At 36.1% G+C, this 26,841-nt stretch carries 21 protein-coding genes; 1 reads left to right on the forward strand and 20 read right to left on the reverse strand.

Annotated features, from left to right (window positions below; translation table 11 throughout):
- The 14 genes from C8269_RS05200 to purE all read right to left on the reverse strand — a co-directional run bounded on the left by C8269_RS05200 (nucleotide 1) and on the right by purE (nucleotide 16,072).
- The gene (locus C8269_RS05200; RefSeq protein ID WP_158698383.1) at nucleotides 1-633 is read right to left on the reverse strand and encodes a hypothetical protein; all 633 of its coding nucleotides are present in this window, start codon (nucleotides 631-633) and stop codon (nucleotides 1-3) included.
- Nucleotides 634-787: 154 nt separating this feature from the next.
- Nucleotides 788-1,336, reverse strand: a complete 549-nt coding sequence (locus C8269_RS05205) for a DUF5067 domain-containing protein (protein WP_106460681.1) — start codon at nucleotides 1,334-1,336, stop codon at nucleotides 788-790.
- A 1-nt stretch (nucleotide 1,337) separates the two neighbouring features.
- Nucleotides 1,338-1,991 (reverse strand): hypothetical protein, encoded by a 654-nt coding sequence (locus C8269_RS05210; RefSeq protein WP_106460682.1) that lies wholly within the window; start codon nucleotides 1,989-1,991, stop codon nucleotides 1,338-1,340.
- 615 nt (nucleotides 1,992-2,606) lie between these two features.
- A complete protein-coding gene (locus C8269_RS05215) occupies nucleotides 2,607-3,185 on the reverse strand; it encodes a hypothetical protein (RefSeq protein WP_106460683.1) in 579 nt (192 codons plus the stop codon).
- Nucleotides 3,186-3,288: 103 nt separating this feature from the next.
- Nucleotides 3,289-3,480 (reverse strand): hypothetical protein, encoded by a 192-nt coding sequence (locus tag C8269_RS05220; RefSeq protein ID WP_106460684.1) that lies wholly within the window; start codon nucleotides 3,478-3,480, stop codon nucleotides 3,289-3,291.
- A 21-nt stretch (nucleotides 3,481-3,501) separates the two neighbouring features.
- Entirely contained in the window at nucleotides 3,502-5,145 is a 1,644-nt protein-coding gene (locus C8269_RS05225; RefSeq protein ID WP_106460685.1) for a formate--tetrahydrofolate ligase, read from the reverse strand.
- Nucleotides 5,146-6,390, reverse strand: coding sequence for a phosphoribosylamine--glycine ligase (gene purD, locus C8269_RS05230; protein ID WP_106460686.1), 1,245 nt, complete (start codon nucleotides 6,388-6,390; stop codon nucleotides 5,146-5,148).
- Between the two features lies 1 nt (nucleotide 6,391).
- Nucleotides 6,392-7,909 carry a bifunctional phosphoribosylaminoimidazolecarboxamide formyltransferase/IMP cyclohydrolase gene (gene purH / locus C8269_RS05235; RefSeq protein WP_106460687.1) on the reverse strand — a complete coding sequence of 506 codons (1,518 nt, stop codon included), beginning with the start codon at nucleotides 7,907-7,909 and terminating at the stop codon, nucleotides 6,392-6,394.
- A complete protein-coding gene (purN, locus tag C8269_RS05240; RefSeq protein ID WP_106460688.1) occupies nucleotides 7,906-8,469 on the reverse strand; it encodes a phosphoribosylglycinamide formyltransferase in 564 nt (187 codons plus the stop codon). The genes purH and purN overlap by 4 nt, the downstream gene beginning before the upstream one ends.
- The gene (purM, locus tag C8269_RS05245) at nucleotides 8,466-9,470 is read right to left on the reverse strand and encodes a phosphoribosylformylglycinamidine cyclo-ligase (protein WP_106460689.1); all 1,005 of its coding nucleotides are present in this window, start codon (nucleotides 9,468-9,470) and stop codon (nucleotides 8,466-8,468) included. Before purM ends, purN begins: the two co-directional genes overlap by 4 nt.
- Nucleotides 9,454-10,881 carry an amidophosphoribosyltransferase gene (gene purF, locus C8269_RS05250; RefSeq protein WP_106460690.1) on the reverse strand — a complete coding sequence of 476 codons (1,428 nt, stop codon included), beginning with the start codon at nucleotides 10,879-10,881 and terminating at the stop codon, nucleotides 9,454-9,456. Before purF ends, purM begins: the two co-directional genes overlap by 17 nt.
- A gap of 19 nt (nucleotides 10,882-10,900) precedes the next feature.
- On the reverse strand, nucleotides 10,901-14,569 hold the full coding sequence (locus tag C8269_RS05255; protein ID WP_106460691.1) for a phosphoribosylformylglycinamidine synthase: 3,669 nt from the start codon (nucleotides 14,567-14,569) through the stop codon (nucleotides 10,901-10,903).
- The gene (locus C8269_RS05260) at nucleotides 14,556-15,596 is read right to left on the reverse strand and encodes a 5-(carboxyamino)imidazole ribonucleotide synthase (RefSeq protein WP_106460692.1); all 1,041 of its coding nucleotides are present in this window, start codon (nucleotides 15,594-15,596) and stop codon (nucleotides 14,556-14,558) included. Before C8269_RS05260 ends, C8269_RS05255 begins: the two co-directional genes overlap by 14 nt.
- Nucleotides 15,593-16,072, reverse strand: a complete 480-nt coding sequence (gene purE, locus C8269_RS05265; RefSeq protein WP_106460693.1) for a 5-(carboxyamino)imidazole ribonucleotide mutase — start codon at nucleotides 16,070-16,072, stop codon at nucleotides 15,593-15,595. The genes C8269_RS05260 and purE overlap by 4 nt, the downstream gene beginning before the upstream one ends.
- Before the next feature lie 182 nt (nucleotides 16,073-16,254).
- Between purE and C8269_RS05270 the strand changes: the two genes are divergently transcribed.
- A complete protein-coding gene (locus C8269_RS05270; protein ID WP_106460694.1) occupies nucleotides 16,255-16,935 on the forward strand; it encodes a phosphoribosylaminoimidazolesuccinocarboxamide synthase in 681 nt (226 codons plus the stop codon).
- A gap of 120 nt (nucleotides 16,936-17,055) precedes the next feature.
- Here the strand turns inward: C8269_RS05270 and ltrA are convergent, their stop codons facing one another.
- The 6 genes from ltrA to secA all read right to left on the reverse strand — a co-directional run bounded on the left by ltrA (nucleotide 17,056) and on the right by secA (nucleotide 26,840).
- On the reverse strand, nucleotides 17,056-18,336 hold the full coding sequence (gene ltrA / locus C8269_RS05275; RefSeq protein ID WP_106459861.1) for a group II intron reverse transcriptase/maturase: 1,281 nt from the start codon (nucleotides 18,334-18,336) through the stop codon (nucleotides 17,056-17,058).
- A 647-nt stretch (nucleotides 18,337-18,983) separates the two neighbouring features.
- A complete protein-coding gene (locus C8269_RS05280; RefSeq protein ID WP_106460695.1) occupies nucleotides 18,984-20,288 on the reverse strand; it encodes a sodium-dependent transporter in 1,305 nt (434 codons plus the stop codon).
- 155 nt (nucleotides 20,289-20,443) lie between these two features.
- Nucleotides 20,444-21,742, reverse strand: coding sequence for a sodium-dependent transporter (locus tag C8269_RS05285; protein ID WP_106460696.1), 1,299 nt, complete (start codon nucleotides 21,740-21,742; stop codon nucleotides 20,444-20,446).
- A gap of 3 nt (nucleotides 21,743-21,745) precedes the next feature.
- On the reverse strand, nucleotides 21,746-22,831 hold the full coding sequence (trpS, locus tag C8269_RS05290; RefSeq protein ID WP_106460697.1) for a tryptophan--tRNA ligase: 1,086 nt from the start codon (nucleotides 22,829-22,831) through the stop codon (nucleotides 21,746-21,748).
- A 179-nt stretch (nucleotides 22,832-23,010) separates the two neighbouring features.
- Nucleotides 23,011-24,121, reverse strand: a protein-coding gene (prfB, locus tag C8269_RS05295) for a peptide chain release factor 2 (RefSeq protein WP_106460698.1) whose coding sequence is annotated in 2 segments (ribosomal slippage) — nucleotides 23,011-24,045 and nucleotides 24,047-24,121 — 1,110 coding nt in all. Because the reading frame shifts where the segments join, the coding sequence is not laid out codon by codon here.
- A gap of 1 nt (nucleotide 24,122) precedes the next feature.
- Complete coding sequence (secA, locus tag C8269_RS05300; RefSeq protein WP_106460699.1) at nucleotides 24,123-26,840, reverse strand: preprotein translocase subunit SecA; 2,718 nt, start codon at nucleotides 26,838-26,840, stop codon at nucleotides 24,123-24,125.
- Between the last annotated feature and the right edge of the window lies 1 nt (nucleotide 26,841).

Genomic DNA, 26,841 nt, shown 5'->3' on the forward strand with positions numbered 1-26,841 from the left:
CTAATATCTCCTTTTTGCTAACTTATACAAGTAGTAGATAGGAATTAATAATATTGTGAGTAAATATATTAAGCTTATCAGAGGGTTAGAAAAAGACATCTCGACTAATAAAGATCTTAAACTTACTAATACAATATCTTTGTTTAATACTATGGATACAAAATAAAATATTAAAGATGCCAACAAGTCAATTACTAACACTAACAAAAATCCTATGTACTTATTGTTAAACTTAGTATTTAAATACAATGAAAATGACGCAATTAATCCGCCACCTATAAAGACTATAAATAAGTGTATGAGATGAAATAGTAAGGGTGATTTTACAAACAAATCAGATAAGAATATAAAATTAGCAAGCCCAGCACTAATATAGTTCATTGCAAACATTGGTCTAACAAGCATCCATAATACTATATTTATAACTAATGGCATTATAACAAACAAGCCTCCAGCTAAAAAATTATAGATGTAAGTTTTCACAATATAGGTCTTTATCGGCATTCTTATTGCAATCTGATCTAGTATACCACAGTTCCTATCTTCTACTAAAGAATTACTTAACGGCAAACTCGCCATTATAAATGCTAAAAATGAATATATAAGGCCAGCCATGGTAAACGTTCCTGTCATCAATAAATTCATATTCCAGCATGACTGGAGTGGATTTACGTTCAAGTAGGTTACCTGGTTATTTGAAAAATAAAAATTTAAGAAATTTATAAAAATTATTACAAACAACATAAACATAATATTCTTTTTTCTAAAAATTTTAATTTTAAAAAAGTCACTCATGAAAAGACCCCACATCCAAAACCTTATAATACAGCACTCCCTCATCAAGGTAGCTTTTAAATTCGTTCTCATATAAACTATTGTCAATATATAGAAATTTATTAGTGTTTGAAATTTCTTTACTCAAATAATAATAAAAGATAAAATCTTTAGTAGCATTAGGATTAATTAAGAAGTCTTTGTCTTTATAAATTGGATTATATATGCTTTCTCCATTATTAAAATCCATATTTTGCATATAAGAGTTATCAAATTTGTCATAAAGAACCAACTTATAATATAAATCTGACAAGTCTAATATCTCTTTAGAGTTGTTTTTTATAATAAAATTTACCCCTACTACAGGATAACCATCTATACCTTTCTTGTATAAAAACGAGTCTTCAAGCTTAATAGAAAAATCCCCTAATTCAACCAATTTATCACGAGAATATGTGTCTATTATATCTTTACTAGGATATTTTCTATTTTTATTTATTATAAATAATGCACAGATAAATAATGCTACTATACATAGTATCTTTTGACTTTTTTTAAACATCTCAATTATCCCTTAACTCATCTAAGTTGCTTACCTCTTCCATATTATTTAGAGAATTTATGTATTTATCATATACTTCATCTACATTATTTGAATGATGTTCAAGTTTTGTAACCACTTCATTTCCTTTACTTAGATACTTAGATTCAATTAAATATAAATTATTCTTATCATAAATCTTGTAAGTACCATCACTAAAATTTATAAATATATGGTCATCTTTAGTAAATAAATCAAAACTACCTTTGTGATATAGATTTTGATAAAAATAATTTACATTATCTTCATTTTCTATATTATTTCCAGCAACTGCACCTATCATGCTACAATACTTATTATTCTCTGGGTTGATATAGGTTAGCCTATCCTTTTTCTTTAAGCTTATTATGCCAGAATTATCAATTGTAATATCGATATCATCAGTATGCCCATAAATATATTTAAAAAGTAGCTTACCATCACTAAGTCTATAAGTAGCATATTCGTAAAATCCATAGTCGATATTATTAGCTAATTTATCTAAAATTTCTTTTTCTCCTGATCCTCTATCCGCTAATACTTCTTCCCTAAATTGACTTAGGTCATCATTCTTGACACAAGATGTGAGAGATACTGAAATAAAAAATAACATTACTATATAAGTGATTTTTTTCATATTTTCCTCGAATCTAATTACTATAAAAATATATAAGGAAATAAATAGGAAAGGTTTTTTATATAAATTCTCTAATAAGAGTCTGGCGACCAAAAACCACTAGCATCAGCTGTACCAAAAGTATGATATTTTTGTCCTCTGATCCTTGCAGATGAAGGTGTTTTCCATTTTTCGTAGTCTTCTCTAATATTGCTACGTAGGTAATATATGCCTGGTTTTGTAACATAAGTAATAGGAGTGTACGTTGACTCGCTTGTATCCCCTCTTACTGCTGCTAATTTTAGTGCCTTACTTACATTTATCCTCTTTATTTCACAGTAGATTGGAGTTTTTTCTAATTTTGGGCGACTGGATGTATACTGAGTAAAATCAGCCCTACCTAACTGGAATGAAAAAGACCAATCTTCATGATTTTCATCTGTAGCATAAACATTTCCTAGTGCTGGAATTCCTATTAAAGTAATGTGAGTGCTAAAACTTTATATTTTGATTTTTTCATATCTTTCCCTCCATCCTTTCCTATTTAATTTCCTTAATTACAAATATTATACTTTTTTTAAAATTTAACGCAAACATTTTCCTGTTTTACATAGTATATTTAGTCAACGTAACTCTTTATCTTTTATCTAGAATTAGCTCAAAGGCTAAAATTTTTAGTTCCTTATCTTCTTCAGTCATTTTTTTAAGGTCTTCTTTTGTTATATTTTTTATATCAATATCCTTATCATCCTTGGACATACCGACAAAGACAATATTTGATTCCTTATCTTTTATATCAGCTTGGTCTAGCCAATAAGTCTTGTTAAAATAGTCCTTGTCCATAGCGGAATCTGACTTATAACTTGTATTATAAGTAACTTTATCTCCTTCTATCCAAAGGTCGATATAGGAATTTTCATTAAAACCAATACCAAGCAAAGAATTTTCTTTAGCATCACTTAATGGTCCATCTACAAAGTTAGAAACTTCCCCGTCTTTTATAGCAAATAAGTTCATTTCTAGTTTTTCTGTATCAAGTCCTTTTAGGGAATATGTGTTATAGGCAAAGTCTAATTTCTTTTCTTCGCCAACATATTCTAGCGCATCCACATCAGTCTTAGTCTGGCTTATTTTTGCACCTTCTTCTAGATTAGCTTCCTTATTGCAGCCTGTAATAGCAAGGGCTAAGGCCCATATCAGTAAAAACTTTTTCATCACATCCTCCTTTATCTTGTTACTTATATAATACCCAAAATTTTTTTTAAAAAAGGATTTCCTAAATAATTCAAAAAAAGCGGCCGGAGCCGCTTGTAAATTTTTATAAAATCATTAATAAGAAGATGATTAAAAGGACCATTAAAACCTTGGCACCCAAGGGCAAGATTTTAACTTCTTTTTCCCAATCTGTGCTCTTATACATTTTTTGCTCGTCTATATATGAACTTGTAAAGGACAAAGATTTTATATAATAGGTTAAATTTTCCTTAAATTTAATGATTTTATCTTTCAACTTCAATCCTTTTTGTATTTTCTAGAATAAGTTGATTATATTTTCATTTTCATCAAGGTCTATGTCCAAAGCATTTGGATGTTTTGGTAGGCCTGGCATGGTTAGGACCTTATTGAGGTAGGCAACTATAAATCTTGCTCCCGTTTTGATCTTGATATCAGAAACAGTTATTTCAAAACCTTCTGGTCTGCCCTTGATTTTGCCATCATCTGTTAGGGATGCTGGAGTTTTTGCCATACATATTGGGTCATTTCTGTAGCCAAGTTCGTCGATTTTATCAAGGACCGCCCTTGCCTCGTCTGTAAAATTAACCTTGGCAGCGCCGTAGATTTCCTTGGCGATTGTATTGATTTTCTCTTCTGTTGATAGGTCGTCCTCATAAAGAAGTTTTACTTCTTCGCTATTTTCTTCAACTAATTTTACAAGTTTATTAGCAAGGTCAATCGCACCTTCACCGCCCTTGGCCCATACTTGGGTTAGGGAAAATTCTACGCCAAAGTCTTTTGCCCATTCTTCCATAAATTTAATTTCAGCTTCCGTATCTGTAACAAATTCATTAAGGGCAACTATTACTGGTAAGTTGTACTTTCTCATGTTTTCTACGTGCTTTTCAAGGTTTTTAACCCCTTCTTTTAGGGCATCAAGATTTTCTTCTGTTAAGTTTGCTTCATCAACTCCACCGTGAAGTTTTAAAGCCTTGATTGTTGCAACTACTACAGCTGCCTTTGGTCTTAGGCCTGATGCCCTACATTTGATGTCTAAAAATTTCTCCGCACCTAAATCTGCACCGAAACCTGCTTCTGTTATTACATAATCAGAGTATTTAAGGGCTGTTTTTGTAGCTATAACTGAGTTACAACCGTGGGCAATATTTGCAAAAGGACCGCCGTGGATGATAGCTGGGTTATTTTCTAAAGTTTGGACAAGGTTTGGATTTATAGCATCTTTAAGTATGGCTGTAATTACACCTTGGATTTTTAAATCTCTTACAAAAATCGGCTCATCATCTTCGTTATAACCAATCATTATATCAGCAATTCTATTTCTTAGATCTTCTAAATCTTCTGCTAGGCATAAAATAGCCATAATCTCACTTGCAACTGTGATATCAAACGAAGAATCTCTTTCGTCCTTGCCATTGGCATTGATTTTAATTCTTCTAAGGGCCCTTTCGTTCATGTCCATGACATAGTTGAATAAAACTTCCTTAAATTTAAGTTCATTGCCCTGGAAGATGTGATTATTAATCAGTGCCATAATTGCATTATGGGCAGATGTTATAGCGTGGAAGTCTCCATTAAAGTGTAGGTTAATCTCTTCCATTGGTACAACTTGAGCAAAACCACCGCCTGTAGCCCCGCCCTTTCTGCCAAGAACTGGGCCAAATGATGGCTCTCTTAATGCAACTGTTGATTTCTTTCCGATTTTGTTTAGGCCATCAGAAAGCCCAACTGTTACAGTTGACTTACCCTCACCGCTTGATGTAGGGTTGATAGATGTGACTAAAACTAAATTTTCTGATAGCTTATCAAAATCTGGCTTTCTAATTTTTGCCTTGTACTGGCCATATTTGATTAAATTTTCTTCAGAAATATTTATTTTCCCTGCAACATCTTCGATTTTTTCTTTCTTTGCCGCGAGCGATATCTCATAATCTGTCTTCATTTATACCTCCTCTAGGGACATATGACCTATGTCCTTTCTGAAAAATAGGTTGTCACACTCTATTTTTTCTATATCTTCATAGGCTTTCTTGTAAGCCTGGCTCAAATTGTCTGCCTTAGAACATACTATTAGGACCCTTCCACCATTTGTGAGAATTTTTCCATCTTCGGCCTTCGTTCCCATATGAAATACATGAGAATCTACCTTTTCTAGGCCCTTAATTTCAAATCCCTTTGCATAGCTTTCTGGATAGCCCTTTGATGCCATGACTACTCCAATATAGGCAGCATCATCAAATTCCACTTCAAAATCCTTGCCATCAATCACCTTCTCTGCTATATCATAAAGGTTTGATTTCATAGCCAAAAGCAGGATTTCTGTTTCTGGATCGCCAAATCTAACATTATATTCTATAGTCTTAATTCCGTCTTTGGTTTTCATAAGACCTGCAAATAATATACCCTTAAATTCCCTTTTTTCCTTGATCATAGCCTTGGCAGTTGGCCTTAGGATTTTTTCCATGGCCTCGTCTATGTCAGCCTGATTTATGTGTTTAATAGGCATATAGACGCCCATGCCGCCAGTATTTGGCCCCTTATCGCCATCAAAGGCCCTCTTGTGGTCTTGGACAATCTTCATTGGCACGACCTTTTCGCCAGATACAAAGGCTAGGAGGGAAAATTCCTCACCTTCAAGGAATTCTTCAATTACAACTTCATTTCCAGCCTCGGCAAATTTTTGATTGACCATGATTTCTTTAAGGGCATCTTTGGCCATATCATAGTTTTCAGCTATTATTACACCCTTGCCGGCAGCTAGGCCATCAGCTTTAATTACAAGTGGAAAGCTAGAATTTTTGATATAAGCTAGAGCCTTTTCATAAGATGTAAAAATTTCATAGGCTGCAGTTGGGATTCCATATCTTTTCATAAGATCCTTGGCAAAGGACTTGGATCCTTCCAAGATAGCCGCTTTCTTGTTTGGCCCAAAGACTCTGATATTTTCTTTTTCTAAAATATCTACAATCCCATCTACAAGATAGGCTTCTGGGCCTACAAATACTAAGTCGATATTTTCTCTTTTACAAAAGCTTGCTATTTGATCATTTTTTAAATCAACACACTTCCCAAATTCAGCAACACCTGGGTTTTCACCGACCATAAAAATTTCATGGCCTTCCTTATATAATTTGTAAGAAATGGCAGCTTCCCTACCGCCATTTCCCAATACTAGTACTCTTGCCATATTAATGTTTAAAGTGACGCATGCCAGTAAATACCATGGATATGCCGTTTTCATTACAAGCGTCGATTGATTCCTGGTCACGAATTGAACCACCTGGTTGGATGATGGCTTTTATATCGTGTTTAGCAGCCTCATCAACACTGTCCCTGAATGGGAAGAAAGCATCTGAAGCAAGGACACATCCCTTAGCCTTGTCACCTGCTTGTTTGAAGGCAATTTCAGCTGCACCGACCCTGTTCATTTGACCTGCGCCAACACCTACTGTCTGACCGTCTTTGGCAAGTAGGATAGCATTTGATTTTACGTGTTTTACAATCTTATAGGCAAATTCTAAGTCTTTTAGGTCCTCTTGGCTGACCTTTGTTTCTGTAACTGTTTCAAGCTTGTCATAAACAGAATCATCATAGTCTTGAACAAGAATTCCACCCCTTACAGATTTTATTAATTTAGGATTTTTATTAGTTTTCTTTGGAATCTTATAGATTCTTACGTTTTTCTTCTTTTCTAGAATCTCTAGAGCCTCATCTTCATAATCGTAGGCAAGGATTATTTCTAGGAAGATTTCGTGCATTTTTTCTGCAGTTTGCTTGTCAACTGTACCATTTATAGCTACTATTCCACCAAAGATTGAAACTGGGTCTGCCTCAAAAGCCCTAGTCCATGCATCAAATACGGTTTTGCCTGTTGCAACTCCACATGGATTCATGTGTTTTAAGCCAACACATACAGTTTCATCAAATTCTTGTAAAATATCAAGGGCTGCTGAGGCATCTTGGATATTGTTATAAGACATCTTTTTGCCATGTAATTGGACGCAATCCTTTAGGGAATAAGAAACTTCCTCATCTGATACATAAAAGGCAGCCTTTTGGTGTGGGTTTTCCCCATATCTTAGCTCATCTTCTAGAGTGTAAGTTAGGGTTAATTTTTCATTCTCGCCATTAATAGAATTAAAATAAGAAGCTATTAGGCCATCGTATTGGGCTGTTTTGTTAAAAACTTTTCCTGCTAGTCTTTGTCTTGTTTCAAGGCTTGTCTCGCCATTTTCTTCTAATTCTTTAATGATTTTTGGATAATCTTCTTTCTCAGTTACAACTGTCACAAATTTATAATTTTTGGCAGCAGACCTAAGCATAGAAGGACCACCGATATCTATATTTTCGATAATTTCCTCATGGGTCACACCATCTTTGGCTAGGGTTTCTGCAAAAGGATAGAGGTTGACACAAACTAGGTCAATGTATGAGATGTCATTAGCCTTAAGCTCTGATACATGGCCCTCATTATCTCTTTTTGAAAGAAGTCCTCCGTGAACTTTTGGGTGGAGGGTCTTAACCCTGCCTTCTAAAATTTCTGGAAAACCAGTGTAGTCTTCTATAGAAATGCAATCTACTCCTGCCTCTCTTAGGTGGTTTAAAGTTCCACCAGTAGAGATTATTTCAAAACCATTTGCTACAAGGCCCTTAGCAAAATCTGCCACTCCTGTCTTATCACTTACGCTTATTAAAGCTCTTTTCATTTTTCCCCCTTTAGGATTTCTGCTGCTGTCTTTATATAAAGCCTATGCTCTATATCATGCACCTGGCTTTCTATTTCATCTAGACTCTTACTATAGTCAACCTTAAACTTATCTTGGGCTAGGATTTCTCCACCGTCTATTTCTTCATTTACATAATGGATGGTAACTCCAATGTATTCTTCCTTTGCTTCATAGGCTCTCTTAATTGATTCTATTCCCTTGTATTTAGGAAGAAGTGAAGGGTGGATATTTATGACCTTACCCTTATAAGCTTCAAGAAAATCTTTAGAAAGAATCCTCATATAACCAGCTAGAAAGATGTAATCCAGCTCTTTTATTTTTTCTAAAATTTCTTTTTCATAGGCCGCTTTGTTTTCATATTCTTTTGGATTAAAAACGAAGCATTCTATATTTTTATCTTCTGCTCTTTTTATAACTCTAGCACCTGGATTATCACAAACCATAATTTTTATATCAGCAAGACTTTTTATTTCATCTGAACTTGCTAAGGCTTCAAAATTTGTACCAGTGCCTGAAGCAAAGATTCCTATTTTTTTCATAGAAGGACTATCCCTTCCTCATCTGTGACCACACCTAGGATAAAGGCATCATCAATTAGGTCAAGGACCTTGTCTTTATCAGCATCATCTACAATTACTGCAAGGCCTACACCCATGTTAAAAACTTGATACATCTCATCGTGGTCGATTTGACCCTTTTCTTCAATAAATTTGAAAATTTCTGGAATCTCATAGGAATCCCTATAAATTTTCATACCTAGGCCTTTTTTAAGGGCTCTTGGAAGATTTTCTATAAAACCTCCACCTGTGATATGGGAAATGCCAGAAACTTTCACATTTTCTAATAAGCTTCTTACTTCCTTGGCATAGATCCTTGTTGGTCTTAGGAGAGCCTCTCCAAGAGTTTCTCCATTAAATTCATCATCTAGGCTTATATTTTCATCACTTAAAACTTTTCTTATTAAAGAAAAACCATTAGAATGGAAACCTGATGAAGGAATGCCAATTACTGCCTGGCCAGCCTTGGTATTTTGAGCATTGATTAAATCTTCCTTTTCAGCTGCACCCACTGCAAAACCTGCTATATCATATTCACCTTCCTTATAAAAGCCTGGCATTTCTGCAGTTTCTCCACCTACAAGGGCCGCTCCCGCTTGTCTACAACCATCTGCCACACCCTTAACTATTGCTTCGATTTGAGCTGGGTCATTTTTGCCACAGGCAATGTAGTCTAAGAAGAAAAGTGGAATTGCACCTTGGGCAAGGATGTCATTTACACACATAGCTACTGCATCTATACCGATTGTATCGTGTTTATCCATATCAAAGGCAAGTTTTAGCTTAGTTCCTACACCATCTGTACCACTGACAAGGACTGGATTTTTGAAACCGTAAGCACCTAGGTCAAAGGCGCCACCAAAACTACCAATCATATCCATCATGCCCTTGTTTTTGGTTGATTCTACGTGTTTTTTTATTCTTTCAACTGATTCATAGCCGGCATTTAGGCTAACCCCTGCCGCCTTATATTTCTCGCTCATTTGCTCCCCTTTTTAAGTATTCTTTTTGTATGTCTGTAAGTTCAGCTTCAAATTCTTCCTTATAATTTCCAAGACCCTCTACATAAGCACCTGTAAAAATATCAAGGGAGATTCCCTTATTAGGAGTATCAAAGTCAAAACCAACAGCTTCCTTTAATCCTTCTACAGATATAAATTCCAAACTATCTGCCCCTATCAAATCCCTTACTTGCTCTTTTGTAAGGTTGGCTGCGATTAGTTCCTCGGAGGTTTTCATATCAATTCCTGAATAAGAAGGAAAGACAATTTCTGGTGAACCTATCCTTAAGTGAACCTCACTTGCCCCAGCTTTTTTGAGCATGGAAATGATTCTCTTTGAGGTAGTGCCCCTTACTATTGAATCATCTAGAAGGATTACCCTCTTATTTCTAACAACGTCAGAAAGGGCTGATAATTTCATCTTCACAGCTATGTCCCTGAGATTTTGACTAGGTTCGATGAAGGTCCTTCCTATGTACTGGTTCTTAATAAGTCCCATCTCATAAGGTAGGCCGATTTCTTCTGCATAACCTGTCGCAAGGGATAGGGAAGAATTTGGTACACCGACTACTATGTCAGCATCAACAGGAAATTCTCTTGCCAAAACCCTGCCAGTATTTTTCCTAACTATGTGGACGTTTTTGCCAAGTATAGTTGAGTCTGGTCTTGCAAAATAAATAAATTCCATAGATTCGATGGCAATATTTGAAGCCTCACAAAAGCTTCCAATCTCATATCCATTATCATCTATTTTTATAAACTCTCCTGCAGAAATATCCTTTAGAAATTCTGCCCCAATTACATTTAGAGCACAAGACTCAGAGGCGATTGTATAAGAATCATTGAGTCTACCAAGAACTAAGGGCCTGGTTGCATGCCTATCTACCGCACCATAAAGGGCATCTTGGGTTAGAAGCATGACTGAAAATGATCCCCTAAGCTTATTTAAAGCTTCCTTGAATCTTTCTTCAATACTATCTTTTCTAGATCGTCTAATTAAATGCATGATTATTTCAGCATGGCTTGCTGAGTGGAAAACTGCTCCCTCATCTTCTAGCTTAGCCCTTAACATCCTCGCGTTATTTAGGTTACCATTCATGGCTATGCCTAGGTGGCCATCGTTAAATTTATACAAAAGTGGTTCTATATTTTGAACGTTTGTGGAATTACCGCTTGAGTACCAAAGAGCACCCAAGGCGGAAGTACCATCTATTTTTTCTAATTTTCCATTATCCTTAAATACAGCTGCCAAGAGGCCAACATTCCTGTAGCCCCTAAGCCTAGTTCTTTCTGTTGAGACAATTCCTGCTCCCTGTTGTCCCCTGTGTTGGAGGGCATGGAGGGCATAAAAGGCAACGCTAGGGGCCTTTTCTATATTCCAAATTCCAAACATCCTTACTCCTTAATAAATTTTATCTGGTGAAATATTTTACACCGTTTTTAAATATATCTTGTCTTTCTCTTATAGTTTGGGTCTTGTAAAGAGTCTTGTATGATCTTTCAGAATGGCCCATCTTTCCTAAAATCAAGCCATCCTTGCTGACCATCCCCTCTATAGCGTAGGCTGATCCGTTTGGATTGTACTTGCCATTCATGCTAGCATCTCCATCAGGGTCTACGTATTGGAAGGCTGCAAGGTCCTTAAATTCTTCTATCCTGTCGCCTACTAATCTTCCTTCGCCATGGCTTAGGACAAGTTCGTGTAGGTCATCTAAATTAAAATCTTGGGTCCAAGGTGAATTTGTATTGGCGCACCTTGTTATAGCTGTATCTGATATGTGCCTAAAGCCTGTATTTCTAAATAAACTTAAATCTTTTGAATCTAGGTCTCTAATTTCTCCATAAGGTATAAGTCCTGATTTTATAAGGGCTTGGAAGCCATTGCATATACCAAGTATTAGCCTCTTATCAGCCAAGTGGTCATGAATTGCCTTTTTTACCTTATCATTTTTAAGGATATTTACTATAAATTTGGCTGAACCATCTGGCTCATCTCCTGCTGAAAATCCACCAGGGAAGGCTATAATATGGGATTTTTCAATTTCTTTTACAAATTCATCTATAGAATCATTTATATCATTTTCCCTTGTATTTCTAAAAACAACTTGTTTTACTCTTGCACCAGCTTCTTCGAAGGCCTTTTGGGTATCATATTCTGAGTTTGTACCTGGAAATACAGGAATTACTACCCTAACATCATCGATCTTTTCCTTGTAGTATCTCTTCTCACTTCCCTGTGTCGAAATATTTTCTGTCTTTTCGCCATCCTTATTGTAATAGGTTGGATAAATCTCTTCAAGAGTTGACATATAGGCTTTTTCTGCTTCATCAAATCCTATTTCAATGCCATTTATAGAAATTTCTTCGCTTACCACTCCTATTTCTTTAAAATCAAGATCTGAATTTGCTTCGACAACTATTGAACATGGATTAAAGTCAAGAGCTGCATCATAGTCTATTGTAAAGCCTAATTTATTTCCAAGACCCATCTTAATTAAAGATGAAGAAACAGAACCAAAATCTTGGACATAGGCTGATACTACTTTTTTATCCTTGATATAAGCATTTAATTTTTCAAAATCTACCATGACTGTTTCTAGATTTGGATAAGCCTTGGCATCTTTTTCTATTTCTATGATGTATAGTTTATTGCCAATTTTTTTAAGGTCAGGAGTAATTACATCAGAAATTTTAATCGGTGTACAAGCAAAGGATATTAATGTTTCAACTACATTTATATCATTAAAGGATCCTGACATGGAGTCCTTGCCGCCTATAGAAGGTCTTCCAATTTCTTTTTGGGCAATGATTGATCCGAGCATGGCCTGGCTTACCTTTCCCCATTTTTTAGGGTCATCTAGGAGCTTTTCAAAATATTCTTGGAAGGAGAAATAAAGAGATTCCCTATTTCCACCAACTGCATAGACTTTTGCTACAGATTCTAAAACAGCATATATACTTGATAAGAATGGTGAATATTTTGATATCTTTGGTATAAAGCCGTAGGCCAGGATAGTTGCTGTATCTGGTGTTGAATAAAGGGTAGGAATAGCTGCAACTGAAGCTTGGACAGGTGTTATCCTTTCCTTGCCAGCAAATGGCATCATTACAGATTGAGCACCAACAGAAGCATCAAACATAGAAGCCATGCCTTTTTGGTTGGTGACATTTAAATCTTTTAGCTCATCAAGGATTGCTTCTTTTGTCACTTCTCTTTTAACAAAAGGATTTTCCCTTACATTGTCAACCAGTTCTGCCTTGGCGTGTTTTCTGACTCCTGCTGTTGCCAAAAATTCTGCGCTAAAATCTACAATTTTTGCGTCTCCGTAATACATTTCTAGGCGGTTTTTGTCAGTTATATTTGCCACATGAACGTATTCAATGTTTTCTTTTTGACATTCTTTTATAAAGGCTTCATAGTCTTTTTTATCAAGACCCACTGCCATTCTCTCTTGAGATTCGGATATGGCAATTTCTGTTGGATTTAGGCCCTGGTATTTGGTTTTGACCCTATCAAGGAAGATTTCTATACCTTCTGAAAGCTCGCCTATGGCTACAGATACACCACCTGCACCAAAGTCGTTTGATTTTTTAATTAGTCTTGTTACTTCTGGCTTTCTAAAGAGTCTCTGAATCTTGCGTTCTTCTACTGGATTGCCCTTTTGAACTTGGCTAGAAGCTGTTGTTAAAGATGAATCATCGTGGATTACAGATGAGCCTGAGGCTCCTTGTATACCATCACGACCAGTTCTTCCACCAATCATTACGACAATATCACCAGGAACTAATTCTTCTCTCTTGTAGTCCCCATCTTTTACAGCTCCGACAACAGCTCCTACTTCCATGGTTTTAGCTACATAGGATGGGTCGTAGATTTCTCTTACAAAAGTTGTTGCAAGACCTATTTGGTTGCCGTAAGAGGAATTTCCTAGGGCCTTACCCTTAGATATTTCTACTTGAGCAAGCTTATTTGCAAGGGTATCTTCTCTTTTTTCTAGGATATTTCCCGCACCTGACACTCTCATAGCCTGGTAAACATAGGACCTACCGGAAAGCGGATCTCTTATAGCCCCACCTATACAGGTAGATGCCCCACCAAATGGCTCGATTTCTGATGGGTGGTTGTGGGTTTCATTTTTAAATTGGATGAGCCATTTTTCTTTCTTGCCCTTATTTTCAATATCTGTAAAGAAGGAACAAGCGTTAATTTCCTCACTCACTTCTATATTTTTATCACCAAGGACCTTTGTATGATATTTGCCAATAATTGATGCCATATCCATAAGTCTAACAGGCTTAGTAATTCCAAGTTCTTCTCTTAAGGATAAGTAATAATCAAAGGCTGCTTGCATTTCATCTTGAAATAGTTTTGAATTAATTTTAACTTCATCAAGACTTGTCTCAAAGGTTGTATGCCTGCAGTGGTCTGACCAAAATACGTCTAGGACATAGATTTCAGTTTCACTTGGGTCCCTGCCTTCTTTTTTGTAATGGTCTTGAATGAATTCTAAATCTTCTAGATCAAGGGCAAGGGATAGGTCTTTGATAAGTCCTTCTAGTTCATTCTTGCCATAGTCCCTAAAACCAGTCAAATCTCTTAATGACTTCATTTGTGAATCTATTGAAAAATCCATCTTAGAAAGGTCTTTTTCAGAAGACTCGATTGGATTTATTAGATATTTTTTTATTTCTCCTAATTTTTCCTCAGAAACTTCCCCATCAATTAGGACAAGCTTGCCTGCCCTAACTAAGACATCTGCCTTATCATCAATTAATTTTAAAGCCTGCATAGCAGAGTCTGATCTTTGGTCGTATTGGGCTGGGAGAGTTTCGTAGGCTATGTAAGTTTTGCCATTAAGGTCAATGTCTTCAAAAACCTGATCTATCATTACTTCTGAAAACACTCTTTCCTTTGCCTTTTCATACAAGTCTTCTGTTATATTGTAAAGGTCATAGATTACGTAAGTTTTAAGATTTTTTATAGCAAGTTTAAAATCTCTATTCAAAAGATTTTTAAGATCTTCACTTTCCCTGTCATAGGCTGGTTTTTTTTGTACAAATATTCTCTTATTCAAAGTCATCCTCCAAATATACATTTCCTAAAAAGTTCATGTGACCGATTTTCCTATTGTGGCGAGCTTCCTTTTCGTATAAGTGAAGATAGCCTTGTTTTTTTGTGATTAAATTTATAAAATATTCTTCATTTTGGCCTAAGATGTTATAAAGAGTCGCCTCTCTATTTTCGATTTTTCCCACTTTTAGGCCGCAAATGCCTTCGATATGGGCCCTAAACTGGGATTTTGTAGCAGATTCCTGGGTAATGTGACCTGAATTATGGACCCTAGGGGCTATTTCATTAAAAATTACTTCCCCATTTGAAATAAAATACTCCACAGTAAGGACTCCATAATAGTCATTGTCCTCTAGGATTCTTTTTGTATAGTCAATTGCCTTAGCCTCTTGGTCTTTGCTAATCCTTGCAGGAATATTTGACCTATAGAGGATATTGTTTCTATGTTCATTTTCGACCACAGCTACAATCTGAATTCCTTCGATATCTTTGACAGCCACTACAGAAATTTCCTTATCAAGGTCAATTAGCTCTTCAAGGATAGTATCTTTTTCTACTTCTTCATTTGAAGAAATAATTTTTTGTCCCTTGCCATCATAGCCAAACCTAGTGGTTTTCATCACATATTTGCCATCAATATTGTAATCATCCTTATTGGCATCAAAATATTTTACAGTAGGAATTCCCAAGGACTTGGCATATTCCTTTTCTGTAAGCCTATGCTGGCTTATTTCTAAGAGTCTTGATGATTGGACGAAATTATATTTATTTTCAAGCTTCTTATAAGAAGCTATGTCGATATTTTCAAACTCAAAAGTCACAACATCGCTCATCTGGCATAGTTTTTCAATATTTTCGTATACATTAAAAGCACTATGGATAAAATAATCTGCAAATTTTCTTGCGCAGGCGTCTTCACCTGGATCTAGAATTGCAACCTTGTAGCCCATTTCTTTTGCGCTCATAGCTAGCATTCTTCCAAGTTGGCCGCCACCGATTATACCGATAGTGCTTTTTGGTAATATAGTCTGAATCATAATTTCATATCTTCCTTTACTATATTTTCTAATTCAATTTTAAAATCCCTGTATTTTTCAGCTAATTTTTCATCATTTATAGCCAGAATTGCAAGGGCTGTAATAGCAGCGTTTTTTGCACCTGCCTCTCCTATAGCCATGGTTGCAACTGGCACACCATATGGCATTTGTACAATAGAAAGAAGCGAGTCAACGCCGTTTAGGGTAGATGATTTTATTGGGACACCAATCACAGGTAAAGTAGTTGACGCAGCAACCATACCTGGTAAATGTGCAGCACCACCAGCTGCAGCAATTATTAGGCTGTATCCATTTTTTCTAGCGTTTTTAGCAAAGTCAACCATCAACTCTGGCGTCCTATGCGCGCTAATAACCCTCTTGTCGTAATCAATGCCGAACTTATCAAACACAGCACAACACTCTTTCATAGTCTTATAGTCAGATTTTGAACCCATAATAACAGCTACTTTTGACATTTTAACTCCTTAACTTTTCTTCTACAAAATTAGTATATCTATTTTATTATTTTTTTCAATAGCTAAAGCAAAAATAAATTTTTAATCACAAACTTGACAAATTATTCTTAATAAATAAAATTTACTTGTAAGAAAGTTCTAAATATTATATCGTAATTGTAAAAATTCTAAAGGAGACTATGATGGATTTAATTTACAAGGGCAAAACAAAGGATATTTATAGCCTAGAAAATGGCAATATCTTGATGAAATTTAAGGATGATGTAACAGGCAAGGACGGGGTATTTGATCCAGGCGAAAATCAAGTTGGTCTTTCAATTGATGGCGCTGGCAAGGCTGGACTAAGGATGACAGAATTTTTCTTTAACAAACTAAATGAAAAAAATATCCCAACCCACTATGTTGCTGCAAATATTGATGAAAATACTATGGAAGTTAAAAAAGCTAAGGTTTTCGGCAAGGGTCTTGAATTTATCTGTAGGTACAGGGCAGTAGGTTCTTTTTACAAAAGATATGGCAAATACATAGAAGAAGGTGCACCACTAGATGCTTTTTTTGAAATAACAATCAAAGATGATGCTGCAGGCGATCCTACAATTTCTAAAGACTGCCTAGAAGCCCTAAATATTGCGACAGCCGATCAATACGAAGAACTAAAAAGACTAACAAAAGAAATTTGTGGTCTAATCCGTGATATTCTAAAAGAAAAAGGCCTTGATCTATACGATATAAAATTAGAATTTGGTCTTGATGAAAATAATAATATCTTATTGATTGATGAAATCTCAGGCGGAAACATGAGAGTTTATAAGGGCGAAGAATACATCGAACCCCTTAAACTTTCAGAATTGGTCCTTAAATAAAACTTTATCCCTCTGGCACTTTGCCAAGAGGGATTTTTTGTAATTTACTAATCGAATAGGGGCTAAGATCTAGCCCCTTTCACACCACCGTACGTGCCGTTCGGCATACGGCGGTTCAATTTAATTTACACATGACCTGCTTATGTAGTAATCATAAGGGTCAATTAAGCCTGTTTTACTTAATCTTTCTTTTGTGATTGCTCTTACTAAGCAGGTTTTTGTTGCTACAAAGTAGTATCTGTTTCCACAATAGGATGTTAATCTTGCTAGGTCTTTTACTATTCCCATTTTTCTTAACGCCCATTGTCTTTTCTTTGGTACTTTCCACATTTTCCAGCATATTATTCTGAGTCTGGTTCTTAGGTGCTCGCTAAAACTTTTTAGTTTGCTTTTCATGCTTGCTATTTTAAAGTAGTTTATCCAGCCTCTTATTACTTCATTTATCTTTTTGATTCTGTATTCTAGGGATACTGGCCATTTTCTTGTGGTTAGTTTCTTTATTTTATCCTTGAATCTTTTAAATGATGTTTCATGGACTCGTGCTTTCCATTGATTTGTTTTGTTGTCTTTCCAGTAGCCAAATCCAAGATATTTTATTTTGTTTGGTCTTGTTATTTTGCTTTTTTCTGCATTTACTTTTAAGCCAAGTTTGTTTTCTATGAATCTTGTTACTGAATGCATTACTCTTGTTGCTGCTGCTTTACTTCCTACAAATATTAGACAATCATCTGCATATCTTGTGTATCTAAGCTTTCTTGCTTCTAGCTCTTTGTCTAGTTTGTCTAGCATGATGTTGCTTAGGAGTGGTGATAGGTTTCCTCCCTGAGGCGTTCCTATTTCACTTTTTTCGTATATACCTTTGTTCATTATTCCCACTTTTAAGTATTTTCTGATTAGTGACTCTGTGTCTGGTGCTTTGATATGCTCATGGACTATGCTCATTAGTTTATCTTGTGGCACTTTGTCGAAGAATTTTTCTAGGTCTATGTCTACTACCCATCCAAATCCATCATTTAAGTATTCTAGGCTTTTGGTTATTGCCATTTGACAGTTTCTTCCTGGTCTGAAGCCATAGCTTGTTTCAGAAAATCTTTTATCTATTATTGGGGTTAGTACTTGTACGATTGCTTGTTGGATTATTCTGTCCATTACTGTTGGTATTCCGAGTTTTCTTTTTCCTCCGTTTGGTTTTGGGATTTCTACTCGGAGTACTGGTTGTGGTTTGTAGCGTCTTTCGATTATTTCTTGTCTTATCCTTGCCCAATTTTCTTTGATGTATTCATCTATTTCTTCTACACTTATTCCGTCTGTTCCAGCTGCTCCTTTATTGGAGATAACTTTTACTTTGGCTTGGTGCATATTTTCTGGGTTTAGGATTTGATTTATTAAATTATCTTCCATGTGTGCACTTGCTCCTTTCCGCTTACATAACTTTTTCTTAGGTGTGAGATTTTGAGTTCATTTACGTTTCTTCTACTTTCTCTGTCAGATTTGTTATGCTACATACATTTTGCTTATGCTGTTAAATTGTTCGGTCCTTCGGTGTTTCCACCTACTATGACTTCTGCTGACTTCTCATAGTTCGTTGTTACTACTGCGTCGTCTATGAGACCTCACGGGATAAGTCCTAATACTTTCATCGTTTACTTGCAGAATTTACGCTTTGGGTTTACGGTTACCTTTTGGGTCTTTGCTATCTCTTGCTAGCTTGCCCACCTGTTACGCCTTATATTCTGTTTCTGTTCGTCAAGCCACGATTTCGCTACCCGTTCTTCTCTCCTAGATGTCGCCACCTAAAACTTCGGGGTCGCTATTAGATTCGTTGGTAACTACGCTCTGTAGGGAATTTCACCCCAGCCTTAGGACATGCCCGTCATACAAGAAAANAGCCACGATTTCGCTACCCGTTCTTCTCTCCTAGATGTCGCCACCTAAAACTTCGGGGTCGCTATTAGATTCGTTGGTAACTACGCTCTGTAGGGAATTTCACCCCAGCCTTAGGACATGCCCGTCATACAAGAAAAAGCAGGCAAAGGCCTGCTCTTTTTTTAAAATGATATTCTAAAAATAATTGCGATCAAACATAAGATAACTGCTAATGGAACATATAGGAATTTACCTATATTGTACCAAGTATTTCCGTATTGTTTTTTAGCACCTAGGTTAATTGCTCCAAGAAGCTGATCTTTTTTCAAGATCCAGAACCAAGTTATAGCACCAATCATCGCCCCTATTGGTATAACGTAGATTGAGATAAAGTCCATAAATGGTCCCCAGCTGCTAATCATTTCCATATTTACACCTATAGCAAAAACGACAAGGCCTATTAAAAATAAAACTAGATTACGTTTTAATTTTGGATGCCTTTGCATGAGAGATTCTGCTACTACCTCAAACATATTTTGAAGGGATGATATACCACCAAAGACAACTGCAACATATAAGATAATAGCAAATACTCTACCAAAGCCCATATCTTGTAAGATTGTAGGTAGGACTTGGAATAAGAGTCCTGGTCCACCTGCCTGGTCCATGTTGTAGACAATTATTGCTGGAATCATTACAAAAGAAGCAAGCATGGCTGCTACAGTATCTAGAAATCCTGTCATTTTTGAAGATGAAATTATGTCTTCATCATCAGATAGATAAGCACCTACAACTAGCATACCAGATCCAGTTACTGATAGGGAGAAAAAGGCTTGGCCCATGGCCATAAGAATTGTTCCCCAATTTAGCATGTCTTTATCAAATCTAAACATGTACTTGTATCCCTCAAAGGCATTAGGAAGAGTTAGGATCCTAATAGCAAGGATTACAAAAAGCACAAAGAAGGTCGGCATCATGATTTTATTAGATTTTTCAATAGTAGATGCACCACCAATACAAGAAAGTAGGGTAATAGCTATGATAAAAAAGTGGTAAGGAACCACTGAGAAAGGCTTCATAGAAAAACTATCAAAGTAGCTTGTCGTATCTACAGTTAAAAGTGAACCGGTTAGAGAATCTACCAAGGCTTTTAAAACGTAGGCAACAATTACTGCATAACCAATAGCAATCATTAGAGATCCAATAAGTGGAATGTAACCAATAAATTTGCCTAAGATTGTATCTTCCTTGCGACTTTTAAATGCCTTTTGGTAGGCACCAAGAGTACCTGTGTGAGCATACCTACCTACTGCAAACTCACTTGCAAGGCCACAGTAAGCAAAAATACTTATAAAAAATATGTAGGCAATTAAAAAAACTATTCCTCCCTTTTGAAACTTGTATGGAAAGCCCCACACATTTGCCATTCCCACGGCAGAACCAACCGCCGTTAGGATAAAACCTAATTTCGATGAAAATTTGTTCATAATAGCTCCTTATATAAAATTATTTATTTAACTTTATTTATACAAACTTTGTATATATACTCCTATACTGGGATAAAGTATATTAAGTATTATATAGCTTAAAAAACAAAATTCAAATAAAATTTTTTATATAAAAAAAGCTAGGCAAGCTAGCTTTAATGACTTATTATCGACAAGATACAAATAATAATTACAAGAGGTGTATAAATGTACCTGCCAATCTTAATAAATTTTTCACTTTGTTTTTTCTTTGCTCCCTTATTTATTTCATTTAAAAGAACATTCTTATCCATAACATAGAACCAAATTATAGAACCAGATACTGCTCCTAGTGGGATTATATAGTAGAGGGTGATGTCCATAAAAGGCTCCCATACTCCAATTGGGTGGAGAAATACTCCTAGCATAAATACAAAGCTACCCACAAGGCCTAGGGCAAACTTATCTGATATTTTCAATTTCTTAACCAAAGTATCTCCGACAGATTCAAAGATATTTTGTAAAGATGTAAGTCCTGCCATAATTATGGCTAGATAAAACAAACAAGCAAAGCCCCTACCTATTGGAATATTTGCAAATATAGTCGGTAGGATATGAAAGATTAGTTCAGGCCCCTTGGCATGGCCCATTTCAAAAACAACTATGGCTGGAACAATTATAAAGGCTGAAAGTAAAGCTACTAATGTATCAAATATAGCTGTAAGCTTTGAATCTACTATTACATCTTGATTATCAGCTAGCATCCTTCCCATAAAGATCATACCAAAACCAGTTATAGAAAGGGCAAAAAGCGCATCCCCCATGGCAGAAATCGCCGTACCTATAGAAAGGTTTTCAAGGTCAATCCTAAATAGCAAGCTATAACCTTCTTCAATTCTTTCAAGCCCACTCATCCTTATCATCACTATAATATATATGACTATCATAGTAGGCATGAGGATGGAGTTTATTCTTTGCATTGATTTAAAGCCACCAAGACTCATTACTATCGCTACAATTACTATTACTAGGTGAGTTTCTATTACTGCGAAAGACCTGGATGAGAAATTTTCAAACCAGATGCTTGAGCTTGTTGTGGCAAGTGTTCCATTTAAGGTATCTATGAAAGCCTTTGCCACGTAGGAAACTATAATAGTATAACCAATTGCTATGATAAGAGAAATTACCATAGGTATGTAACCATAAAAACTTGCTATTTTTGAGCTTTTGTAATTGGTCTTTATAGCTTTTTCATAAGAACCTACAACTGATCCCTTGCCCATTCTGCCTATGGCAAATTCACTAGATAGGCCTACATAGGCGAAAAGACTTATAAAAAACAAATAAAATATCAAAAAGAAGAGTCCGCCCTTATGGAATTTATAAGGAAAGCCCCAAACATTGGCCATACCGACTGCAGAACCTGCAGCCGATAAGACGAATATGGTCTTGGATTTAGTTTTTGGAAGCTTCATAACTTATCCTTGGTATTTTTTCTCTATTTCTGCTATAAGCTTTCTATCGTTGAAATAATCAATTCCCATGGCCGCTTTAACTTGGTTAAGCTTCTCGCTTCCCTTGCTTCTGGCTTCCTCACTGCCCCTCTTAAGTATGTCAAAGACCTCATCTATGTGTTGTTCATAGTAGGCTCTTTTTTCCCTAATTGGGGCAAGTTCTTCTTCTAGGACCTTGATTAAAAATTTCTTGCACTTAACATCACCTAGGCCTCCCCTTTGGTAGTGGGCCTTTAGCTCGTCAAGATTTTTGTATTCTGGCAAATATTTTTCAAAATGACTATCATTTGAAAAAACATCTAGGTAGGTAAAGACAATATTTCCCTCAACCTTACCTGGGTCGTCGATATTGATATGGTCTGGGTCTGTATACATACTCATGACCTTTTTCTTTACATCTGCCTTAGTGTCTGCTAGGTAGATGGCATTGCCTAAGGACTTGCTCATTTTAGCTGCCCCATCTATGCCTGGCATGCGGCGGGCGATTTTTTGATCAGGGAGGACTGCCTTTGGTTCTATAAAGACCTGGCCATAGATATTATTAAAACTTCTTGCTATCTCTCTTGCCTGCTCTAGCATTGGCTCTTGGTCCTCACCAACAGGCACTATATTGGCATCAAATAATAGAATGTCTGCTGCCTGGCTTACTGGATAGATTAAAAATCCTGCTGGAAGGCTGGTTTCAAAATTTCTTAGCTTTATCTCACTTTTTACAGTTGGATTTCTTTCAAGCCTTGATAGGGTTACAAGGTTTAGGTAGTAAAAAGTAAGTTCTGTTAGTTGTTCTATCTGTGACTGGACAAAAATCGTCACCTTTTCTGGGTCAAGACCAACACTTAAGTAATCAAGGGCAACCTCGATAAGGTTTTCACGAATCTTTGCTGGATTGTCAAAATTATCTGTTAGGGCCTGGCTATCTGCAATCATGACATACATCTTGTCAAAGTTTCCTTCATTTTGCATTTTCACCCTGTTTTTAAGACTACCTACATAATGGCCTAGGTGAAGTCTACCTGTTGGCCTATCGCCTGTTAAAATTATATCTCCCATTTCTTCTCCCTTCATGTAAAAAAGAGGGACCGTCGCAGAATGAATAAATCGTCCCAAATCATTAGAGGAACCTCCACGAAAATTTTGCCTCAACGAGCCGGCAGGCTAGGCCAAAAATTTTCTATGAGAACCCTCTAATGATGGGACGATAGTTATTCATAGTTTTGCAACAGCCCCTATTAATTTTCATTTTTTGCTAGATAAGCATCTATAAAGCCCTGGATATCGCCATCCATTACAGCTTCTACATTTCCCATCTCATAATTTGTCCTGTGGTCTTTGACCATGGTGTAGGGTTGGAAAACATATGATCTTATCTGGCTACCCCAGGCAATTTGTGAATATTTGCCTTGGATATCTTCTATTTTTTCTCTTTTTTCTTCTTCCTTAATCTGGATAAGCTTTGATAAAAGAAGCTTCATTGCAGTTTCTTTATTTTGCATTTGGCTTCTTTCAGCCTGACTTGATGCGACTACTCCTGTTGGAATGTGGGTTATCCTTACGGCTGAGTCAGTCTTATTGACGTGCTGGCCGCCTGCCCCACTTGCCCTATAGGTGTCAATTCTTAGGTCTGATGGATCGATTTCTATTTCATTATCATCATCAAGCTCTGGAAAGACATCCACTGATGAGAAGGATGTGTGACGTCTTGACTGGCTATCAAATGGTGATATCCTTACTAGCCTGTGAACGCCTTTTTCTGCCTTAAGATATCCGTAGGCATAAGGGCCTTGGATATAGAGGGTCGCAGACTTTATTCCGCCTGCTTCCTCATTGTTTATATCCTGGACTTCTACCTTGTAGCCTCTTTTTTCGGCATATCTAGTATACATCCTATAAAGCATGTCTGCCCAATCTGTTGCTTCAAGACCACCAGCACCTGCATTTATTGATAGATAGCAGGAGTTTTTGTCATACTCACCATCTAGTTGGGTCTTTAGCTTCATAGATTTGATATCTTTTTCAAGCTTTTTGAGGTTATTGTCTACTTCCTCTAAAGTTTGAATCTCATCTTCATCGCTTAATTCAACTAGACCAATCAAATCTTCATTATCTCTTAGGCTTGCTTCTAGCTTTTCATAATCTTCTAGGTCGCTTTTCTTATCAGATAAGTCTGCCATTATCTTTGATGCCCTATCTGAATCATTCCAAAAATCTTCTTTGATTGATTCTTTTTCTAGGTCTGCAATTTCTTTTTTAAGACCAGCTGGGTCAAAGACTATCTCCGATTAAGTTTAAGATTTCGCTTAAGTTTTTGATTTCTTCTTTTAGTTCAAATATTTCTCTCATCTTATCTCTTTACATTTGATTTTGAAGCTTCACGTTCTAATCTACGACGTTCTGCCCTGTTAAGATTTGCCTCATCATCTGAATTATCTAATTCTTCTAGACTTTCATCTTCTGGAACTAGGACTTGTTTTCTTTGGATGTTTTGTCTCATTTCAACATTCATCATAAACTTAACTGTGTCTTCTTGGATAGATCTAGTCATCTCTTCATACATGTCGAAACCTTCGTTTGTGTAGGCTCTTACTGGATCTTCTTGACCCATAGCTCTTACTCCGATTTCTTTTCTCATTTGATCCATAGCATCTATGTGATCCATCCATTTTTGATCTATTACCCTTAGAAGGATTACTCTTTCTACTTCTCTCATAGCTTCAGGGCCAAATGTTGCCTCTTTGTCAGCATATTTTGCAAGAGTTGCTTGGGTTATATATTCAATCAGATTTTCTTGAGTGTATGAATTAATATTTTCAAAGTGTAGTTGGGTTACTGGTACTCCTAGTCCGTTTAGGTAGTTTAGAAGGGCAGTCATTTCCCAATTTTCTGGTTTTACTTGTGGGTTGGTAAAGCTAAATACCGCTTCTCTTATGATATTTTTGATCATATCGATAATAGTTTCTTTCATGTCTTCGCCCATAAGAACTTCACGTCTTTCGTTGTAGATTATAGTTCTTTGTTTGTTCATGACATCATCGTATTGTAAGACTCTCTTTCTTGTTGCGAAGTTGTTTGCTTCTACTCTTGTTTGAGCCTTTTCGATTGATCTAGAAACTAATTTTGAAACTATTGGTTCATTTTCATCAAATTTGTATGAATCAACAAATTTAGCTACTGCTTCACCACCATTTAGTCTGATTAGGTCATCCTCTAGTGATATGAAGAATCTTGACTTACCAGGGTCACCTTGTCTACCTGAACGTCCTCTTAACTGGTTATCTATACGTCTTGATTCATGCCTTTCTGAACCAATTATATATAGGCCACCAACATCTATTACTTCTTTTTCCTCAGCTTTTATTTCAGGTCTAAAGATATCTTTGTAGTGTCTATATTTCTTTCTGATATCAAGAATTTCTTGGTCATCTGTAGCTGAGAATGAATCAACTTCTTCTAGTAATTCTTCAGAAGTTCCTTCTCTTCTTAGCCTTTGTTTGGCCATGAAGTCTACGTTACCACCAAGGGTTATATCTGTACCACGACCAGCCATGTTGGTTGCAATTGTAACTGCACCTAGACGACCTGCTTGAGCAACAATTTCTGCTTCTCTTTCGTGGTTTTTAGCATTTAGTACTGTGTGCTTGATGCCAGCTTTCTTTAGGGCATCTGATAATCTCTCACTTGCTTCAATTGAGATTGTACCAACAAGGATTGGTTGACCTGTTGCGTGAACCTTGTTTATTTCGTTGATAATGGCATTAAATTTACCACGTTCATTTATATAAACATAGTCTACATCATCAACCCTTTGTACTGGTCTATTTGTAGGAATTTCTACTACGTCAAGCTTGTAAATTTCATCAAACTCGTCTTCTTCTGTCTTTGCAGTACCAGTCATACCTGAAAGTTTATCATACATTCTAAAGTAGTTTTGGAAGGTAATTGTAGCTAGGGTCTTGCTTTCTGCCTTAACTTCTACACCTTCTTTTGCTTCTATAGCTTGGTGAAGACCATCTGAGAATCTTCTACCTTGCATGATACGTCCTGTAAATTCATCTACGATTTCTACTTCGCCATGGTTTACAACATAGTCAATATCTCTTGTCATTGTTGTGTTTGCCTTAAGGGCGTTGTTGATATAGTGAGATAGCTCTAGGTTTTCAGAGTCTGATAAGTTTTCGATACCAAAGAATTGTTCAGCCTTCTTTGTACCTTTTTCTGTAAGGTTTGAAGTTTTTCTCTTCTCATCTACTAAGAAGTCTACATCTTCTACCTTAAACTCCCTATCAAATGGGTCTATATCAGCATCCTCATTAGGATCGATTATCCTACCTTCAAGGGTTTGAATAAATTCATTTGCCTTTTGATAGGTATCTGTTGATTCATCGCCTTGGCCTGAGATAATAAGTGGTGTTCTAGCCTCATCTATAAGGATTGAGTCAACCTCATCGACTATAGCGTAGTTTAAGCCACGTTGTACCATGTCATCTTTGTAGATAACCATGTTATCTCTTAGGTAGTCAAAACCAAATTGGTTGTTTGTACCATAGGTAATATCAGCGTTGTAGTTTTCTTTTCTTTCGCTATTTGTAAGTCCGTAAATAATACAACCAACACTTAGACCAAGCCATGTATGAACTTTACCCATCCACTCTTGGTCACGCTTAGCTAGGTAGTCGTTTACTGTTACTACGTGGACACCCTTTCCTGAAAGAGCGTTAAGATAAGATGGAAGTGTTGCTACAAGAGTCTTACCTTCACCTGTTTTCATCTCTGCTATCTGTCCATTATGTAGTACAATACCACCTAAAAGCTGTACAGGATAATGTTTCATACCTAATACCCTGTCACTTGCTTCTCTAACTACAGCAAATGCTTCTACTAAAATATCATCTAATGTTTCGCCGTTTTTTAATCTTTCTTTAAATTCTACTGTTTTATGTTTTAACTGATCATCAGTTAACTTTTGCATATCTTCATCTAGTGCTAGAATCTTATCGACAATCTTTTTATTTTGTTCGATTTCTTTTTGACTAAATGACTTAAATAAATTAAATAATGCCAAA

The organism is Anaerococcus sp. Marseille-P3915, from assembly GCF_900258475.1.
Taxonomy (GTDB): Bacteria; Bacillota; Clostridia; order Tissierellales; family Peptoniphilaceae; genus Anaerococcus; species Anaerococcus kampingae.

Bases quoted from the DNA above. Each gene is read 5' to 3' on its own strand.
- C8269_RS05225 (WP_106460685.1), bottom strand. From the start codon at position 5,145: ATGAAGACAGATTATGAGATATCGCTCGCGGCAAAGAAAGAAAAAATC.
- ltrA (WP_106459861.1), bottom strand. From the start codon at position 18,336: ATGGAAGATAATTTAATAAATCAAATCCTAAACCCAGAAAATATGCAC.
- C8269_RS05270 (WP_106460694.1), top strand. From the start codon at position 16,255: ATGGATTTAATTTACAAGGGCAAAACAAAGGATATTTATAGCCTAGAA.
- C8269_RS05280 (WP_106460695.1), bottom strand. From the start codon at position 20,288: ATGAACAAATTTTCATCGAAATTAGGTTTTATCCTAACGGCGGTTGGT.
- purF (WP_106460690.1), bottom strand. From the start codon at position 10,881: ATGTTTGGAATTTGGAATATAGAAAAGGCCCCTAGCGTTGCCTTTTAT.
- C8269_RS05285 (WP_106460696.1), bottom strand. From the start codon at position 21,742: ATGAAGCTTCCAAAAACTAAATCCAAGACCATATTCGTCTTATCGGCT.
- purM (WP_106460689.1), bottom strand. From the start codon at position 9,470: ATGAGCGAGAAATATAAGGCGGCAGGGGTTAGCCTAAATGCCGGCTAT.
- C8269_RS05200 (WP_158698383.1), bottom strand. From the start codon at position 633: ATGACAGGAACGTTTACCATGGCTGGCCTTATATATTCATTTTTAGCA.
- C8269_RS05215 (WP_106460683.1), bottom strand. From the start codon at position 3,185: ATGAAAAAGTTTTTACTGATATGGGCCTTAGCCCTTGCTATTACAGGC.
- purE (WP_106460693.1), bottom strand. From the start codon at position 16,072: ATGTCAAAAGTAGCTGTTATTATGGGTTCAAAATCTGACTATAAGACT.
- purH (WP_106460687.1), bottom strand. From the start codon at position 7,909: ATGAAAAGAGCTTTAATAAGCGTAAGTGATAAGACAGGAGTGGCAGAT.
- purD (WP_106460686.1), bottom strand. From the start codon at position 6,390: ATGGCAAGAGTACTAGTATTGGGAAATGGCGGTAGGGAAGCTGCCATT.
- C8269_RS05210 (WP_106460682.1), bottom strand. From the start codon at position 1,991: ATGAAAAAAATCACTTATATAGTAATGTTATTTTTTATTTCAGTATCT.
- C8269_RS05205 (WP_106460681.1), bottom strand. From the start codon at position 1,336: ATGTTTAAAAAAAGTCAAAAGATACTATGTATAGTAGCATTATTTATC.
- C8269_RS05260 (WP_106460692.1), bottom strand. From the start codon at position 15,596: ATGATTCAGACTATATTACCAAAAAGCACTATCGGTATAATCGGTGGC.
- trpS (WP_106460697.1), bottom strand. From the start codon at position 22,831: ATGGGAGATATAATTTTAACAGGCGATAGGCCAACAGGTAGACTTCAC.
- purN (WP_106460688.1), bottom strand. From the start codon at position 8,469: ATGAAAAAAATAGGAATCTTTGCTTCAGGCACTGGTACAAATTTTGAA.
- C8269_RS05255 (WP_106460691.1), bottom strand. From the start codon at position 14,569: ATGACTTTGAATAAGAGAATATTTGTACAAAAAAAACCAGCCTATGAC.